The sequence below is a fragment of the Actinoplanes sp. NPDC051861 genome (assembly GCF_040681145.1).
GTDB lineage: Bacteria > Actinomycetota > Actinomycetes > Mycobacteriales > Micromonosporaceae > Actinoplanes.
The window spans coordinates 90,693-107,440 of record NZ_JBFAYE010000003.1 but is presented as its reverse complement, the minus strand read 5'-3'; the positions used below and the strand labels follow the sequence as shown (position 1 = coordinate 107,440).

Genomic DNA, 16,748 nt, shown 5'->3' with positions numbered 1-16,748 from the left:
GGGGCATGTCAACCCTCCGACCAGCCTTATTTCGCAGAGCGAGACAGCGTTTCCCTAGATGGAAACAGCGTGGAAACGCTCGCGCCGGAGAAGACCGCTGCGGCCAGCTCGGCGGCGGCGCCGGCCGGGATCGCCCGGGTCGCGTTGGTGGTGAACTTCGCGGTCACCTCGGCCAGGCTGAGCGGATGGCCGGGGCCGCCGCGCGAGCTGCCGACACGATGTTCGAGGACCGCGCCCGAACGTGTCCGAACACGCAGCACGCCCGCGAAGGCCCGCGGAAACGCGGCGGTGGCGGCCGGGTCGGCGTGCACCCGGATGCGGGACGCCAGCTCCAGGCGGCGCGGGTCGAGCGAGGCGAAGTCGTCCAGGCCCACACCGAGACCGCCGCCGCCGGTGAGCGCCACCGCGACCGTGTACGGCCCGGAGAACTTCGCGTGATACCCGCTGCGCGGCCGGGCCTTCTCGTCGGGCGGCTCGGCGATCGTGCGCAGCACCGGCTCGGCCACGCCGAGGTCGGCGGAGACCACGTCGTCCGGATCGAGGCCGGCCGCGCGCAGGGCGAGGGCGCAGTCGATCCCGGCGTGGGTGAAGTGGTTCGACGGGTACGGCTTGAAGACCGTCCGCAGCAGCTCCCACCGCTCACCGAGGCCGTCCAGGAACGTCGCCGAGAACCGCCCGGTGTGCGCGGTGAAGAAGCCGAACCGTCCCTCCAGGACCGTCGGCGGGCCGGTCAGCCCCTCGGCGGCCAGCGTCGCGGCCACCACGCCGCCGTGCGCCGCCCAGCCGCAGTGCGCCCGCTTCACCGAGCCGCCGGTCCGGTTCGCCTCGAGGACCCCGGCGCCCATCGACGCGGCGATCCCGATGGCGTCCGCGATCCGCCGCGCGTCGAGTTCGTAGAGCCGGGCCACGGCCACCGCGGCGCCGATCGTGCCGCAGATCGAGGTGGCGTGCTGGCCACGCTCGAAGTACAGATTCGCACCGGTCTCGGGATCGCATCCGGCCATCCCGAGCCGGTTGGTCACCTCGATGCCGGCGGCGATCGCGGCGATCAGGTCGCCGGGCGCGCCGGCCTCGGCCGCGGCGAGCGCGGCGGGCACGACCGACGCGCTCGGATGCAGCACGGACGGCAGGTGGGTGTCGTCGTAGTCGAGCGAGTGCGCCAGGACGCCGTTGACGAAGGCGGCGGAGGGCGCCGGGAGCCGGTCGCCGTACCCGATGACCGACGATTCGGGCACGCCGGCCCAGCGCCGCATCGCGGTGAGTGCGGCGGGGGCCGCGTCGGCGTCTTTTTCGGCGTACGCGGAAAGCGCGTTCCCGAGAGTGTCGAGGATCCGGGTCGGCACGTCGGCACGGACCGCGCCCGGCGGATCGACGGCCGCCGCGAACTCACCCAGTGCCCCCGCGAAACTCATGCCACGACCGCCAGCGGGCGCACCGGCGAACCCGTCGCGCCGACCAGCCTCAACGGCGCCAGGATGAACTGGAACTCGGTCACTCCGGCATCGGCGAGTTCGCTGAGCAGCATCGTCTCGACGATGTTGATGCCCGCCTCGACCAGCAGGATCCGGTGCACGGGCAGACTCGTGTGCCCGGCGCCCGGTGCGATCCGCTCGTACGCGATCGACTCGCCTCCGGTCACCGCGACACCGCGCTCGGCGAGCCAGTGTGCGGCACTCTCGCCGACGCCCGGGACGCCTGTCTCCGTACCCAAGAAAAGTGCTCCGTCGCCGAAGCGCCTCGACCAGCCGGTGCCCACCAGGACCGCGTCTCCGGGGTTGATCGCAAGGTCGCCGCAGGCGGCCGAGAGGTCCGAGGCGGTGACCTCGTAACCCGGCGGCAGGACCTCGACCCCGTGCAACGCCGCCACGTCGAGAAAGACGCCGCGGCCCACGAACGGCGGGAACTCGTCGATGCCCAGCCTGGCGAAGCCCGCGTCGGACTGCACGTCGGCGGCGACGATCCCGCCGTGCAGCAGCCCGTCCTGCGAGACGTGCGCGAGAGCGTCGACGTGCGTGCCGACGTGCGTGCCCGTCACCAGGATGTCGTTGGCCGCCGAACCACCGCCGGGCCGCACCATGTCGCCGTGCCGGCGCACCAGCGCATGCGTGTAGGCGGGATGGTTCGGCGACTGTGGCATGCCCCGGCGCATCGGCTGCGCCAGATCGAACACCTTCACCTAGATGGCTCCCTCGGCTCTGAGCGCGGCCCGTTCGTCCTCGTCGTAGCCGAGGCCGGCGAGCACGTCGTCGGTGTCCGCACCGTGTGGCCGGCCCGTCCAGCGGATCCGGCCGGGGGTGCGGGACATGCGGTACAGCGGGCCGGGCATGCGCACCGGGCCCAGGGTGGGGTCGTGCGCGGTGGTGATCGAGTCGCGCGCCTGGAACTGCGGGTCGGCGAAGACTCCGGCGATGTCGTAGATCGGGGCGATCGCGGCCTGCGCCTTCTCGAACGCGTCGGTGACGGTGTCGAGGTCGCGTGCGCCGATCCACTCGCTGAGCGCGGCGTCCAGGACGTCGGCGTGGGCGGCCCGGCCCACTCCGGTGGTGAACCACGGCTCGTCGATGAGATCCGGGCGGCCGACCAGGCGCATCACGCGCTCGGCGATGGCCTGGGCGCTGGTGGAGACGGCGACCCAGTGGTCGTCGGCGGTGCGGTAGGTGTTGCGGGGTGCGTTGTTGACCGAGCGGTTGCCGGTGCGGCGCTGGATGACGCCGAGCTGGTCGTAGACCATGGCCTGCATGCCCAGGACGGTGAGCATGGGCTCGACGATGGCCAGGTCGACGACCTGTCCTTCCCTGCCGTGCACGTCGCGGTGGTAGAGGGCGGTCATGACGGCTTGGGCGCAGGTCAGGGCGGCTATGCCGTCGGCCAGGCCGAAGGGTGGCAGGGTGGGTGGGCCGTCGGGTTCGCCGGTGATGGCCGCGAAGCCGCTCATCGCCTCGGCGAGGGTGCCGAATCCTGGCCTGTGGGCATACGGTCCACTTTGTCCGTAGGTGGTCACCCGAGCGACGATGAGTCGCGGGTTGAGCTGCTCCGGCGCCAGTCCCCAGCGCTCCAATGTTCCCGGGCGGAAGTTCTCGATGAGCACGTCTGCCCGGTTTAGGAGATTTTTCAGGATTTCTGCGCCTTTTTGGGTGCTCAGGTTGAGCGTCATCGTGCGCTTGTTGCGGCCGAGCATCGTCCACCAGAGCGGGACGCCGTCCTTCGCCGGCCCGTGACCGCGCGCCGGGTCACCCTTGGCCGGATGCTCGATCTTGATGACATCGGCGCCGTAGTCGCCGAGAATCGTCGCGGCCAGAGGTCCGGCGAACAGGGTCGACGCGTCGACGACGCGGACGCCGTCGAGAGGACTGTCAGCGGCGGGCATGCCACACCATAACCGCTCTGTTCCGTTAAGGGAAACCTCGTTACTGTGTGCGAAACAGTCTGCGGGAGGTCCTTGTGAGCCGATTCGAACTACTGGTCCGCGGCGGCACCCTGGTCGTGCCGTACGTCGGAACAATCCGCGCCGACCTCGCCGTGGCCGGCGGCCGGGTCGCCGCGATCGGCCTCGACATCCCCGTCTCGGACGCCGCCACGGTCCTGGACGCGACCGGCAAGCTGGTCTTCCCGGGTGCCGTCGACGCGCACTTCCACCTGGGCATCTACCGGCCTTTGAGTGTGGACGCCGCCGAGGAGACGCGATCCTCACTGGTCGGCGGGGCCACGACGGTGCTCTCGTACTTCCGCACCGGCCAGCATTACCTCAACAAGACCGGGCCTTACGAGACGATATTTCCGGAAGTATTGTCCTCTGTCGCCGGGCACGCCTGGACCGATTACGGCTTCCACCTGGCGCCGATGGACACCGCCCAGGTGCGGGAGGTCCCCTCTCTGGTCGAGCAGTCCGGCGTCTCCTCGTTCAAGTACTACATGTTCTACAAGGGCTTCAACCTCTCCGCCGACTCCCGCGACGCCAAGGCGTTCACGATGAGCGACGAGTACGACCTCGGCCACCTCTACCAGCTCATGGAGGCGGTCGCCGAGGCCGGCCGGTCCGCCGACCGCCGGGTCTCCCTCTCGCTGCACTGCGAACAGGCCGAACTGATGCGCCTGTTCATCGACCGCGTCCGCGCCGACGGCGACCCGCAGACCCTGAAGGCGTACTCCGACGCCCGCCCGCCGCTCACCGAGCGGGTGGCCATCGGCGAGGCCACCACCCTGGCCCGCGCCACCGGCTGCGCCGTCAACCTGCTCCACCTCTCCTCCGGCGAGGCCCTGGCCGCCGCGCGCGAGGCCCGCGCCGCCATGCCCGGCGTCGACATGCGCTTCGAGGTCACCCTGCACCACCTGTGCCTCTCCTATGACGAACTCGACGGCCTGGGCGCCAAGGTCAACCCCCCGATCCGCAGCCACGCCGACACCGAGGCCCTCTGGGACGGCATCCTCGACGGCACGATCGGCTGGGTCGCCTCCGACCACGCCTGCTGCCTGGAGGCGGAAAAAGGAGACGAACTCTGGCCGGCCCTGCCCGGCTTCGGCGGCACCGCCCTGCTCTACCCGATCCTGCTCAGCGAGGGCATGCACAAGCGCGGCCTCTCCCCCACCCGCGTCGCCGAACTCGTCTCCGCGAACCCGGCCCGCGCGTACGGCCTCGACGGCCGCAAGGGCAACCTCTTGGTCGGCTACGACGCCGACCTGACGATCGTCGACCCCGACCTGGAACAGGAGGTCACCACCGACCTGCTCCTGTCGGGCCAGGACCACTGCCCGTTCGAAGGCCGCAAGGTCCGGGGGTGGCCGGTCGCCACGGTGCTGCGGGGCCGGATCGCCTACCAGAACGGCCAGGTCGTCGGCTCGCCAACAGGCCAGTTCGTGGCACGCTGACCGGCGCGCGGGTCGTTTCGGGCCGCCCGGGTGCGGCATGATGGATTCGTGAGCTGACGGGAGAGGCCGGAGGTGAGTTCCCTGAGCCCTTCGAACGGCACCGAGGAACTCGTCGTCCATGCCGTGGGACCAGCGACGGAAGGCGGCCGGCTGGCGTTGTCGGAGCTCGCGCGCCTGGCCGGAGGCCTGCAGGCCTCACTCGAACGGATCGCCCTGAGCATCAGCGGCAACACCAGCAGGCCCGGTCGCCGGCCAAGAGAGATCGTCGACGCGGTCCGGCTCGACGTCGTCGGTTTCGAGGGTGGGTCGGCCAGGTTGAAAGTAGCCCGTACCGGTCAGCTCAGCCTCGACGACCTGCTCGGCAGCGCCCTCGACGCCCTTGAAGCGGGCCTCAACAGCCTGCAACGCGATCCTTCGACGGTCCCGGCACATTTCACCCCGCAGGTCATCAACGGGATCCGGGATCTGACCGGCGGCATCAGTCCCGGCAACGTGACACGCATCGAGTTCTCACGCGGCGGCACACTGCGCTTCACCCTCGACGAGGAGCTTCAGCGAGCTGTCCGGTCGGTCCAACCCGAGTCCGTGCAGCAGATGGTCACCGTCGTTGGGCGGCTCCACATGGGCGACTTCTCCCCCGCTGGTCTTCGCTGCCGCATCGACACCTACGCCGGGAGCGTTCTGTGTGACTTCGCGCTCGACCTCCGTGACGCGGTGCTCGATGCCATGGATCAGATGGTGATGGCCGAGGGGCGAGGCGAGTTCGATCCTAACGGCGTATCGGTACACGTCCTGCACCTCACCCGCCTGGAGACGGTGGACAGCGCACGGCCGAAATCGTTGGATCAGCTGGCGCAGGATCAAGGTATCCGCCCGCTGGATTCGGTCGACGAACTCGCCGGGTCGCCGGTCGACGATTTCGACGAGTTTCTGGCCGCGATCCAGTCCGCACGCCTGGATGATGGATGAAGTACGTCATCGTCGACACCGACGCCTTCTCACACCTGTGGCAGAACACCGCGGTGGCCAGCTCGTTCGCCGGGCACCTCGTAGGCGCCGTCCCGGTGATCAGCTTCACCACTGTTGCGGAGCTTCATTTCGGCGCGGCGAAGGCGAGTTGGGGCCAGCGGCGGATCGATCGGCTCGAGGAAGCGATCCGCCGATATGTCGTCGCGCCGTACGACCAAGACCTTGCCCGCCTGTGGGGTCGTCTGAAGTGTCAGGCGCAGCGGTCGGCGCATCCCCTGGGCCAGAACGGTCAGTCCAATGACCTCTGGATCTGCGCCACCGCCATCTACCACAACGCGCCGCTGCTCACGCTCAACCGCCGGCACTTCGAGAATTTCCCCGGTCTGGTGCTGCTGACGTAGGCCCGTCACGCCACCAGGAGTGACCGGGACGCCTCGTCCTCCTTGGCCATGGCCTCCTGGCGGTCGGGTTCCTCGCGGAGGATGGCGGCGTTGAGCCACTCCTCCGGGATGGCGAAGGCGTTCACCAGGGTGGTCATGTGCGGGCGCAGGTCGCGCAGCAGGTCGTTGACGACCGCGGTCACGGCCTTGGAACGGGCCGGGGTCAGGCGGCCGTGTTCCATGAACCAGCCCTTGTCGGCCTCGATGACCGACAGGGCGTAGAGGTCGCAGAGTTTGGCCAGCAGCGCCCGCGCGTCCGGGTCGGTGGCGCGTTCGATGCCGGCTACGAAGGCTTCCAGGGTGATGCGGTCGATGTGGGCGGTGGCGACCTTCAGGATGTGGTCCTGGACGTCGTTGAAGATTTCGAAGGGCTGGTCCTTCCTGGTGGCGGCGCCGTTGCGCAGGCGGCGGATCGCGCCCTCGAGGAGGTGCTTCTCGCGGTCCTCGAAGACCGAGAGGTGCCAGCCGCGGTCGGTGACGGCAACCTCCTCGTCGCGGCCGGGTACCGCGGAGACCAGGCGCTGGATGACCGAGCGGGCGGCGGTGCGCTCCAGGACCATCTCGCGGACCTGCTCGGCGACGAACGTGGCGCGGCCCCAGCCGTCCAGCGACCCGAACGCGTCCCGGTAACCGGTGAGCAGGCCCTTCGCAACCAGCTGCAGCAGCACCGTGTTGTCGCCCTCGAACGTGGTGAACACGTCGGTGTCCGCCTTCAGTCCGGGCAGCCGGTTCTCGGCCAGATAGCCGGCGCCGCCGCAGGACTCCCGGCACAGCTGGATGGTCCGGGTGGCGTGCCACGTCTGCATGGCCTTGAGGCCGGCCGCCCGGGACTCCAGTTCCCGCTGCCCGTGCTCGTCCGCGGGGCCCTCGGCCAGCGTCGCGACCAGTTCCTCCTGGGCGAACGCGTAGGCGTAGGTCGTCGCCAGAGCCGGCAACAGTTTCCGCTGGTGGGCCAGGTAGTCGTTCAGCAGCACCTCACGCTCGAAGCCGGGGCCGGTGAACTGGCGGCGCGTCTCGCCGTACCGGACCGCGATCGTCAGGGCGCTCCGGGTCGCCGCGGCGGCCGCACCGCCGACCGTGATGCGGCCGCGGACGAGCGTGCCGAGCATCGTGAAGAAGCGGCGGCTGTCGTTCTCGATCGGGCTGGAGTAGGTGCCGTCCGGCGCGACCTGGCCGTACCGGTCGAGCAGCATCTCGCGCGGCACCGTCACGTGGTCGAACGAGATGCGCCCGTTGTCGACGCCGAGCAGGCCGGCCTTGGCACCCGCGTCACCGAGGGTCACCCCGGGCATCGGATCGCCCCGCTCGTCGCGGATCGGGACCAGCCAGGCGTGCACGCCGTAACTCCGCCCACCGGTGATCAACTGAGCGAAGACGACCGCCATCCGGCCGTCCTTCGCCGCGTTGCCGATGTAGTCCTTGCGTGCCGCCTGGTGCGGCGTGTGCAGGTCGAACGTCTCCGTCGCCGGGTCGTAGACGCAGGTCGTCCGCAGCTGCTGCACGTCCGAGCCGTGTCCGGTCTCGGTCATCGCGAAGCAGCCCATGAGGTCCGCCGAGATGATGTCGCGCAGGTACGCCTCGTGGTGCCGTTCCGTGCCCAGCGCGACCACGGCACCGCCGAACAGGCCCCACTGCACGCCGGCCTTCACCATCAGCGACAGGTCCACCTGAGCCAGCATCTCGGCGGCCACCGTCGAGCCGCCCGGGTCGTCCGAGCCGCCGTACCGCGACGGGAAGGCCGCGGCGACACCGACGTCGGTGGGCACCGAGCGGATCAGGCGGCTGATCCGCTCGCGCGCCTCGGGGCCGGTCTCGCCGGGGACGGTGACGAACTCCGAGCCGAGGCGCTCACGCACCGCCCGCCGGATGTGCGCCCACCGGCCGTCGAGCACCTGCTGGATCTGCTGGCTGGTCATGCCGCCATATTACCCACCAGTAACCTCCCCAACCCCCAACCCTTCCGTGTGAAGTTGCTCCCCGCTCCGCACCCCAACTCCACACACAGCACCTCACGCCGCCCAGCGCGACTTTTCAGCCACCACCGCACAACCCTTGCGTGTGAAGTTGCGCCCCGCACCACACCCCAACTCCACACACAGCACCTCCTGCCGCTCAGCGCGACTTTTCGGCCACCACGGCACAACCCTTGCGTGTGAAGTTGCGCCCCACTCCACACCCCAACTCCACACACAGGAATCGCGGGGTGCCTACATGCCGTCGCCGGACCAGTCGCCTCGGGAGCGGGAGCGGACCGGGAGTGTCGAGATGACCGGCTGGTGGTCGTGGTTGTGCTCGTCGTAGTTCTCCGGGTGGCCGCCCCACTTGACCCATTCGGCCGTCGTGTACCAGTTGATCAACTCGCCGTCGGACCGGATGATCCAGTCGATGTCGGTCTCGGCGATGAAGTGGCCGTGCTTCACGCCGGCCGGGCGGAAGCAGTACGTGCCCTCGTCGATGTCGCCGAAGTTGTACGCCATCTTCCCGCCCAGCGTGTAGAACTCCTCGTAACACGGGTGGTGCGCGAGACGGTGGTCGGTCCAGCCCTTCTTCGCCCGGATCAGCCGGGTGTAGAAGCCGGTCTTCGGGTCGCGGTGCAGCAGCTTGATGTAGAGCGGGGTGAGCGGCCCCACCGACGGCGCCTCGGTCCAGGAGAGGGTGTTCGCGTCGACGACGGTCACCTCGCTGGGCGAGTCGCCGACGCTGGTCAGCGGGTCGAAGCCGCAGTCCCCGTACTCGCGCCAGTGCAGGACCTGCGCACCTTCCCGGATCTTGAGCCAGTCCATCGCGTTGCCCTTGGGGACCTGGACGTAGCCGCCCGGCCCGAGTTCCCGGCCGCCGTAGAGCACAGAGCCCGAGACGACGTAGAACTCGGTGTCGGCGTGCACGATGCCGGCGCTGCGGCCCCAGTCCGCGGTGGCGTGCAGCGACAGCGAGGAGGAGCCGTCCTCCTCGTCGGTCGACAGGCGCCGCTCCAGGATCCTGCCCTCGCCGTACGGCAGCTCACCGGCGTGGAAGATGTAGTCGTTCTCGTGGATCAGCTCGACATGCGCCCTCACGGCGTACTCCTCAGCTCGCGTTTCAGAATCTTGCCGGCGGCGTTGCGGGGCAGCGCCGCGACCGTCCGGTACTGCTTGGGGACCTTGAATCCGGCCAGCCGCTCGCGCAGGTACGCCTCGAGGACCGCGCCGTCGACCGGTTCACGGCCGACCAGGTAGGCGACGACCCGCTCGCCCCAGTGCTCGTCGGGTTCGCCGACCACCGCGCACTCGGCGATCGCCGGATGGGTGAGCAGCACCTCCTCGACGTCGCGGGGGTAGACGTTGACGCCGCCCGTGATGATCACGTCCTTGACCCGGTCGACGATGGAGAGGAAGCCCTCCTCGTCGCGGATCACGATGTCGCCGGAGGTGAGGAAGCCGTCCGGGGTCGTGCAGGCGGCGGTCGCCGCCGGGTTCTCGTGATAGCCGTTCATCAGGTACGGCGACCGGCTGTACAACTCACCCGGCTCACCCGGTCCGACCGGCCGGCCATCCGGCCCGACGATGCGCACCTGCGTGGCGAACCACGGGTGCCCGACCGTCCCGGCCTTGCGACGGGCGTCCGCCGGCCGCAGGTTGCTGACCACGCCCGCCTCGGTCGAGCCGTACAGCTCGTGGACGCCGACGCCCGGGAACGCCTCGAACACCCACTCCTTGAGCACCTTGGGCAGGGCGGCGGCGTTGAAGTAGAGCGTGTCGAGGGTCGGCAGCGCCGGCATCGAGGAGAACGCGCCGCGCAGGAGCTGGGCGTGGGTCGGCACCAGGAACACCGACTGCGCGCCGTCCCGCGCGATCATGTCGAGCAGCGCGTCCGGCTGGAACGCGCGCAGCATGCTGACGGTCGCGCCGCAGTAGACGGCCGCGTACGCGAACGCGAACCCGGCACCGTGATACATCGGCGCGACCGCGATGGTCCGCCGCCCCGGCCCGATGCCCCATTCGAGGGCGGTGGCGTAGAACGTCAGCGCCCGCGACCGGTGCGAGATCAGCACACCTTTCGGATCGCCGGTCGTCCCGGCGGTGTAGGCGATGCAGAACGGGTCACGCTCGTCGACCGCCACCCACGGGTCGACAGCGCGGGCGGAGTCCAAGAATCGCTCATAGAAAGGCCCGAGCTGGATCGCGTCCGGACGAGAGGGCGAGTCCGTGATAAGAAGACGCGCTCCCGAGTGCCCGAGGATGAACGACACCTCGGGCGCGGTGAGCCGCGGGTTGATCGGCACCAGGACCAGCCCGGCCTTGGCGATCCCGGCCGCGATCTCCGGGTACTCCAGGCGGTTGCCGCAGAGCAGCGCCACCCGGTCGCCGGTGGACAGCCCCGTCGACAGCAGCGCGCAGGCGAGTCGTGAGGACCGCTCGTCTAGCGCGCCGTAGGTCAGTTCCCGGTCGCCGTCGCGTACGGCGATCACGCCCGGGGTGGCCCGGCCGAACTCGCGTACGCCGCCGGCGATCGTCAGATCAGCACCACCCGGCCGTAGCATACGCAGAATGGAAACACCGTTTCCATTCTTAGCGCAAGAGCGGATCACGCAGCGGGAAACACCCCCGCCCGGCCGAGCTGTGCGGGGATCGAGGACAGCCCCAGCTCGCCGCCGATCCAGGTGCCGGCCTCGGCCGCCGCGCGCACGTCGACGCCGGTCTCGATGCGGGACCGGTTGAGCAGATAGGCGAGGTCCTCGGTGGCGATGTTGCCGGTCGCGGCCGGGGCGAAGGGGCAACCGCCGATCCCGCCCAGACTCGCGTCGAGAGCTGCGAAACCCGAGGCGGCAGCGGCGATCGCGTTCGCGTACCCCGTACTCCTGGTGTTGTGGAAGTGAGCGCGCAGCGGCACGCCTGGAGCGACCACCCGCATCGCCGCGGCCAGGTCGGAGACCTGGACCGGCACACCCACGCCGATCGTGTCGGCAAGGCAGATCTCGTCGGCCGGCCCGGCATCGGCCACGATCGCGCTGACGACCGAGGCGTCCACGAGCCCGGTGAAGGGGCAGCCGAATGCCGCCGCAACCGTCAATGTCACGAAAAGTCCGGCAGCTCGTGCCTGTTCCGCCACCTTCCGGAACGCCGCCACCGACTCCGCCGTCGACATGCCCTGGTTGCGCCGGGAGAACTCGTCGCTGGCCACCACCACGAAGTTGATCTCGTCGGGCCGGTGCTCGCCGAGGGCCAGCGCACGCTCAAGACCACGAACATTAAGGGCAAGAGCAACATATCGTACGCCTGGCGAGCGCGGCACAGTCCGCAGCACCTCTTCCGCGTCGGCCATCTGTGGCACTCGATCGGGACGGGCGAACGCGGTCACCTCGATCCGCCGCAACCCCGCGTCGATCGCTCGACGCACGTAGGACACCTTCGTTACCGTCGGCAGTACGCGCTTCTCGTTCTGCAGCCCGTCCCGCGGCCCGACCTCGACGATCTCCAACTGCTCCTCCTCGTCGTTCCTCCTAGCGAAACGCTGTTTCACTAGAATAGGCTGTCCGGCGTGAACGGACCATTGGCTGACATTCGCGTCCTGGAAACCGGAACCCTGCTCGCCGGCCCGTTCTGCGGGCAGCTCCTCGGCGACTTCGGGGCCGAGGTGATCAAGCTGGAGGACCCCGGCAAGGGCGACCCGATGCGCCAGTGGGGCCGGGAGAAACCGCACGGACAGTCGCTGTGGTGGCCGGTGGTCGCCCGCAACAAGAAGTCGGTCACCTGCAACCTGCGCACCGCCGAGGGGCAGAACCTGGTGCGCCGCCTGGTGGAGCACTCCGACGTGCTGCTGGAGAACTTCCGGCCCGGCACCCTGGAACGCTGGGGGCTGTCCTACGAGGAGCTCTCGGCGATCAACCCGCGGCTGATCCTGGTCCGGGTCACCGGGTACGGCCAGACCGGCCCCTACTCGCCCCGCGCCGGCTTCGGCTCTATCGGCGAGGCGATGGGCGGCCTGCGCTACGTGACCGGGGAGGCCGACCGGGCGCCGTCACGCTCCGGCATCTCGATCGGGGACTCGCTCGCTGCCACGTACGCCGCCTTCGGCACCCTCGCGGCGCTGCACGCCCGCGAGCGGACCGGCCGTGGCCAGGTCGTGGACTCGGCGATCTACGAGGCCGTGCTCGCCATGATGGAGTCGCTGATCCCGGAGTGGGGCGTCGCCGGATACCGCCGGGAGCGCACCGGACCGATCCTGCCGAACGTCGCGCCCAGCAACGTGTACCCCACGGCCGACGGCTCGGACGTGCTGATCGCGGCGAACCAGGACACCGTGTTCCGGCGCCTGGCCGAGGTGATGGATCGCGCCGACCTGCCCGCCGATGCCCGGTACGCCACGCACGGCGCGCGCGGCGAGAACCAGGCCGAGCTCGACGAGATCATCGCGGAGTGGACCCGGACCGTGCCGTCGGCGAAGCTGCTCGGTCTGCTGCACGAGGCCGGTGTGCCGGCGGGTGGCATCTACACGGCGGCGGACATTCTCGCGGATCCGCACGTGCGGGCCCGGCAGGCCGTGATCACCGTCGATCATCCGGAGCTGGGTCCGGTGCCGATGCAGAACGTGGCCCCTCGCCTGTCCTCGACCCCGGGCGGTGTGTCCTGGCCAGGCCCGGCCCTGGGCGCACACAACGACGAGGTGTACCGCGGCCTACTCGGGCTCGCCGACACCGATTTATCAGATTTGTCGGATTTAGGTGTCATATGAGTCTTATGGATGACTACTCGGCTGCCGGGTTCTCGCGGCGGCTCGGCTGGGGATCGCGTCCGGCCGTACTCCTGGTTGATCCTGCCCTTGCCTACACCTCGCCCTCGTCGCCGCTCTTCCTCGAGACCGGCCCGGCCGCGGCGCTTTCCATGGCCGCGCTCGCGTCGGCGGCCCGCGCGGCCGGCGTCCCGGTCGTCTGGACCACGGTCCGGTTCGCCGACGAGTCCTGCTCCGAGGCGCCGCTGTTCGCCGCCAAGGTGCCCGCACTGAAGGCCTTCGCCGCCGGCAACCCGCTCGGCGGTTTCGCGCCGCCGCTCGAACCCGCTCCCGGCGAGTTCGTCGTGGTCAAGCACTACGCGAGTGCCTTCGCCGGCACGTCACTGGCGGCCTGGCTGGCCTCCCACTCGATCGACACGCTGGTCGTCGGCGGCTACTCGACCAGCGGCTGCGTCCGCGCCTCGGCCCTGGACGCGCTCCAGCACGGGTTCCGCCCGATGGTCGTCCGCGAGGCCTGCGCCGACCGCGCCGCCGCACCGCACGAGTCCAACCTGTTCGACCTCGACGCCAAGTACGCCGACGTGGTCACCCTGGCCGAGTCGCTCACACGGTTGTCAGCAGGGTCCGGTACCACGCCACACCCTTGACGTACGCGTCCACGCTCAGGTGCTCGTCGTAGCTGTGGATCGCCTCGCGCTGCTTCTTCGTCATCTCGAACGGGGTGAACCGGTAGACCCGGCGGCAGATCGCGGTGAAGTGGCGGGCGTCGGTGGCGGCCATCATCACGTACGGCGCGGTGACCGCCTCCGGGAAGTGCTCGGCGGTGGCCGCCCCCAGCAGCGCGAACGCCTCGTCGACCGGCGACTCCGGCGACGGCTCCCCCGCGTCGACGACCCGGATCCGGACCTGGTCGTCGGCGATCGTCCGGCGGACGTGCTCGACCACGCTCTGCACGGTGTCGCCGATCATCACCCGGATGTTGACCCCGGCCGTTGCGCTGGCGGCCACCACGTTCAGCGACGGCGAGCCGCTGAGCGTGGTGACGGCGAACGTGCTGCGTACCATGGCCGCCGACTCCGGGCCGGCCGCGAGCAGCAGCCGGGTGAGCAGCGGCCGGAACCTCGCGGCCGCGGTCAGCACCGACCGCATCGGCTGCTGGGCAAGCGGCGCCGCCCGGCGGAACAGCTCGACGGTGGCGTCCGGGATCGACGCCCGCGTCGCCGACCGGTCCAGCCGGGTGATCGCCCGCGCCAGCCGCGCGGTCGGCCCCATCCGCGCCGGGGTGGACGCGTGCCCGCCGCGCCCCTCGACCCGCAGTTCGAGCGAGGTGATCCCCTTCTCGGTCACGCCGACGACCGCGATCGGCGACGTCACCCCGGGGAACGCGTCGTACGCCACCGCACCGCCCTCGTCCAGCACGAACCACGGCTCGACCCCGCGCCCGCGCAGCTCCTCGACGGCGAGCGGGGCCGCCTGCCCGGCCACCTCCTCGTCGCAGCCGAACGAGAGCCACACGTCCCGGGCCGGCACGAAACCCTCACCGAGCAGGTCCTCGACCGCGGAGCAGATCGCCACCAGGCTCGCCTTGCAGTCCAGCGCGCCACGGCCCCAGATGATCCCGTCCTCGACCACCCCGGCGAACGGCGGATGGGTCCACTGGCCGCCCTCGACCGGCACCACATCGATGTGTGCCATCAGCACGACCGGCGACTCGGGTGACGTGCCCGGCGGCCGCTTGGTTGGCGGCTCGGTTGGCGCGCCCGCCGGCCGCTCGGTTGGCGTGCCCGCCCAGCGGAAGAGCAGGCCGTACTCGCCGACCCGGGTCAGCTCCAGGTGCTCGTGCAGCAGCGGGAAGTGCTCGCGCAGCGCCGCGTGGAACGCCTGGAACGCCCGGTGGTCCCACTCCTCCGGCACCCGTGTGGAGATCGTCGGAATCCGGAGCAGCGCCTGCAGGGCCTCGAGCATCGCTACAGGTTAAGCCGATGCTGGAAGGCGCGGGCACGGGCGGCGTACTGCGGCATCCGGGCGTGCTCGGCCAGCGCCGCGAGCTCGGCGACGCTCGCCGCCGCCCGGGGCAGCCGGTACGTCGTGGCCACCTCACAGATCGTGTCGATGGTCGCCGCGTCGATCCACCGGCAGACCTGTGGTGGCAGGTGGTCCGTGCGGTGGTACGCGCTGTCCAGCCACTGGATCGCACCGGCCGGGTCGCCCTGCCGGGCGGCGAGCAGGCCCAGCCCGCGCCCGGTGATCGCGAGCCAGCAGGGGTCGGCCAGCTGGACCGCGGAGGTCCAGGCGGTGGCGAGCTGTTCGCCGGCCGCGTCGAAGCGGTTCTCCAGCAGGTCCAGCTCCGCCGACACGGCCAGGACGAACGGCAGGAACGCGTTCCACCGCTGGTCGGCGACGAGGGCGGCGGCCCGCTCCACGTCGGCACGGGCCTCCGCCGGGTCGCCGGCCGCCAGGTACGCGCGGGCGCGCTGGGTGAGCGCCAGGGCGGCCTTGCGTGGCTCGCCGGCGCTGTCGGCCAGCTCGATCGAGCGGTTCAGACGCCGTACGGCCGCGTCGAACCGGCCGCTGTCGAGCAGAGCGATCGCCTCCACGCACAGCGTCGCGGCGAGCTTCGCGTCGTCGCCGTCGGCCAGCTCCCGGGCCTGCCGCAGCACCGCTCCGGCCCCGCGCCGGGCTCCGGTCGCGACGAAGCCCAGCTCCCGCCAGGCCGTGGCGGCGGTCGCGCGGTCACCGGTGGCCCTGGAGAGGTCACGGGCCAGCCGCAGTGCGGCCACACCGTCCGGGTCGGTGAGCGCCACGGTGTGTACGGTCGTGAGTCCCAGGGCCACGTTCGCCTCGCCCTGGACCACCGGGTCACCGAGGTCGTCGGCGAGCTTCACGGCGAGCCGCAGCCGCTCCAGCCCGTCGGCGACGGCTCCGGCCGCCGCCACGGCCTTACCCGTCTCGATCTCCAGCCGGGCGGTGAGGCGGCGACCGTCCGGCAGCAGGGTCAGGCCTCCGGCCGGGGCGCGGGCGGCTTCGCGTACGCGTGGCGAGGGCTGTATTCCCAGCTCCTCGGCGAACAGCCGGGCGCAGGCGACCGCGGCGGCACGCGCGCTCCTCCGGTCGCCGGCGGCGGCGAGGGCCTTGACCAGCAGGACGTGGTGCCGTTCGTCCAGCGGCGCGGCCTGGACCAGGAGGCGGGCCAGCCGGACGGCTTCGGTGGGGCGGCCCGCGCCGAGCTCGGTGCCGACCGCGGCCCGCATTGTCGCCTGCGTCGCCAGGGCCACCCGCTCGCGCTGGTTCGCCAGCCACAACTCGAACTCCGGGCAGTCCGGCAGGGTCAGCCCGGCGAGCAGTTCGCCGGTCTCGCCGCCGGTGGCGACCTGTCCGGACAGCACCTGCCGCGCGTCGACGACTGTTCCGGGTGCCAGCTCCAGGCGTACCGGATCGCCGCCGATCACGGCGTCCGGCCGCAGGCCACGGCGCAGCTCGGAGAGCACCCAGCGCAGCGCCGCCGGGGCGTCGTCGGCCTGCGGGAACAGCATCCGGCCCAGCGCGTGCCGCGACACCGGCCGGTCGCTGAGCGCCAGCACGGCGAGCAGCGACCACGCCTTGCGCCCACGGGGGCGGTCGTCCCGACCGTGCTCGCGGAGGATGCCCGGCCGCCCGAGCAGCTGAATGATCACGGCCACTGCTCGATTGTTCGCCGCGCCGGCCGGCCGCGCCGCCGCCCATCCGACAGGGCGGTTTCTCACACGGAACCTCACACGGCCCGCT

The 16,748-nt window shown here is 70.9% G+C and carries 14 protein-coding genes; 5 read left to right on the top strand and 9 right to left on the bottom strand.

Going from position 1 to position 16,748, the window contains the following annotated elements; all coding sequences use genetic code 11:
• Positions 1 to 26 precede the first annotated feature (26 nt).
• Genes AB0M02_RS11385 through AB0M02_RS11375 form a run of 3 tightly spaced genes read right to left on the bottom strand, consistent with a single transcriptional unit; the run spans position 27 to position 3,367 of the window.
• Entirely contained in the window at positions 27 to 1,412 is a 1,386-nt protein-coding gene (locus tag AB0M02_RS11385) for an MmgE/PrpD family protein (RefSeq protein WP_364224726.1), read from the bottom strand.
• Positions 1,409 to 2,176, bottom strand: coding sequence for a cyclase family protein (locus AB0M02_RS11380; RefSeq protein ID WP_364224724.1), 768 nt, complete (start codon positions 2,174 to 2,176; stop codon positions 1,409 to 1,411). Before AB0M02_RS11380 ends, AB0M02_RS11385 begins: the two co-directional genes overlap by 4 nt.
• Positions 2,177 to 3,367 (bottom strand): CoA transferase, encoded by a 1,191-nt coding sequence (locus AB0M02_RS11375; RefSeq protein WP_364224722.1) that lies wholly within the window; start codon positions 3,365 to 3,367, stop codon positions 2,177 to 2,179.
• A 74-nt stretch (positions 3,368 to 3,441) separates the two neighbouring features.
• Between AB0M02_RS11375 and AB0M02_RS11370 the strand changes: the two genes are divergently transcribed.
• The 3 genes from AB0M02_RS11370 (at position 3,442) to AB0M02_RS11360 (ending at position 6,236) form a co-directional block, all read left to right on the top strand.
• Positions 3,442 to 4,866, top strand: a complete 1,425-nt coding sequence (locus AB0M02_RS11370) for a dihydroorotase family protein (RefSeq protein WP_364224720.1) — start codon at positions 3,442 to 3,444, stop codon at positions 4,864 to 4,866.
• A 72-nt stretch (positions 4,867 to 4,938) separates the two neighbouring features.
• Positions 4,939 to 5,835 carry a hypothetical protein gene (locus tag AB0M02_RS11365; RefSeq protein WP_364224718.1) on the top strand — a complete coding sequence of 299 codons (897 nt, stop codon included), beginning with the start codon at positions 4,939 to 4,941 and terminating at the stop codon, positions 5,833 to 5,835.
• Entirely contained in the window at positions 5,832 to 6,236 is a 405-nt protein-coding gene (locus tag AB0M02_RS11360) for a type II toxin-antitoxin system VapC family toxin (RefSeq protein ID WP_364224716.1), read from the top strand. Before AB0M02_RS11365 ends, AB0M02_RS11360 begins: the two co-directional genes overlap by 4 nt.
• A gap of 5 nt (positions 6,237 to 6,241) precedes the next feature.
• On the opposite strand, the gene AB0M02_RS11355 is transcribed toward AB0M02_RS11360, so the two are convergent.
• The 4 genes from AB0M02_RS11355 to AB0M02_RS11340 form a co-directional block, all read right to left on the bottom strand.
• Positions 6,242 to 8,191 (bottom strand): acyl-CoA dehydrogenase, encoded by a 1,950-nt coding sequence (locus AB0M02_RS11355; RefSeq protein WP_364224714.1) that lies wholly within the window; start codon positions 8,189 to 8,191, stop codon positions 6,242 to 6,244.
• 291 nt (positions 8,192 to 8,482) lie between these two features.
• Positions 8,483 to 9,331 (bottom strand): DUF4437 domain-containing protein, encoded by an 849-nt coding sequence (locus AB0M02_RS11350; protein ID WP_364224712.1) that lies wholly within the window; start codon positions 9,329 to 9,331, stop codon positions 8,483 to 8,485.
• On the bottom strand, positions 9,328 to 10,794 hold the full coding sequence (locus AB0M02_RS11345; RefSeq protein WP_364224710.1) for an AMP-binding protein: 1,467 nt from the start codon (positions 10,792 to 10,794) through the stop codon (positions 9,328 to 9,330). Before AB0M02_RS11345 ends, AB0M02_RS11350 begins: the two co-directional genes overlap by 4 nt.
• A 44-nt stretch (positions 10,795 to 10,838) precedes the next feature.
• The gene (locus AB0M02_RS11340) at positions 10,839 to 11,774 is read right to left on the bottom strand and encodes a hydroxymethylglutaryl-CoA lyase (protein WP_364224708.1); all 936 of its coding nucleotides are present in this window, start codon (positions 11,772 to 11,774) and stop codon (positions 10,839 to 10,841) included.
• Positions 11,775 to 11,792: 18 nt separating this feature from the next.
• Here AB0M02_RS11340 and AB0M02_RS11335 point away from each other — a divergent pair, with 18 nt between their 5' ends.
• Positions 11,793 to 12,986, top strand: a complete 1,194-nt coding sequence (locus tag AB0M02_RS11335; RefSeq protein WP_364224706.1) for a CoA transferase — start codon at positions 11,793 to 11,795, stop codon at positions 12,984 to 12,986.
• Positions 12,983 to 13,630, top strand: coding sequence for an isochorismatase family protein (locus AB0M02_RS11330; RefSeq protein WP_364224704.1), 648 nt, complete (start codon positions 12,983 to 12,985; stop codon positions 13,628 to 13,630). Before AB0M02_RS11335 ends, AB0M02_RS11330 begins: the two co-directional genes overlap by 4 nt.
• Here the strand turns inward: AB0M02_RS11330 and AB0M02_RS11325 are convergent.
• Both AB0M02_RS11325 and AB0M02_RS11320 read right to left on the bottom strand, forming a co-directional pair.
• On the bottom strand, positions 13,587 to 14,948 hold the full coding sequence (locus tag AB0M02_RS11325; protein ID WP_364224702.1) for a M20/M25/M40 family metallo-hydrolase: 1,362 nt from the start codon (positions 14,946 to 14,948) through the stop codon (positions 13,587 to 13,589). The two genes, AB0M02_RS11330 and AB0M02_RS11325, sit on opposite strands and share 44 nt — an antisense overlap.
• Before the next feature lie 2 nt (positions 14,949 to 14,950).
• Entirely contained in the window at positions 14,951 to 16,663 is a 1,713-nt protein-coding gene (locus tag AB0M02_RS11320; RefSeq protein WP_364224700.1) for a BTAD domain-containing putative transcriptional regulator, read from the bottom strand.
• Positions 16,664 to 16,748: the final 85 nt, after the last annotated feature.

What these genes read in the sequence shown, in the direction of transcription:
- AB0M02_RS11385 (WP_364224726.1), bottom strand. Translation starts at nt 1,412, where the DNA reads ATGAGTTTCGCGGGGGCACTGGGTGAGTTCGCGGCGGCCGTCGATCCG.
- AB0M02_RS11375 (WP_364224722.1), bottom strand. Translation starts at nt 3,367, where the DNA reads ATGCCCGCCGCTGACAGTCCTCTCGACGGCGTCCGCGTCGTCGACGCG.
- AB0M02_RS11360 (WP_364224716.1), top strand. Translation starts at nt 5,832, where the DNA reads ATGAAGTACGTCATCGTCGACACCGACGCCTTCTCACACCTGTGGCAG.
- AB0M02_RS11355 (WP_364224714.1), bottom strand. Translation starts at nt 8,191, where the DNA reads ATGACCAGCCAGCAGATCCAGCAGGTGCTCGACGGCCGGTGGGCGCAC.
- AB0M02_RS11345 (WP_364224710.1), bottom strand. Translation starts at nt 10,794, where the DNA reads ATGCTACGGCCGGGTGGTGCTGATCTGACGATCGCCGGCGGCGTACGC.
- AB0M02_RS11330 (WP_364224704.1), top strand. Translation starts at nt 12,983, where the DNA reads ATGAGTCTTATGGATGACTACTCGGCTGCCGGGTTCTCGCGGCGGCTC.
- AB0M02_RS11325 (WP_364224702.1), bottom strand. Translation starts at nt 14,948, where the DNA reads ATGCTCGAGGCCCTGCAGGCGCTGCTCCGGATTCCGACGATCTCCACA.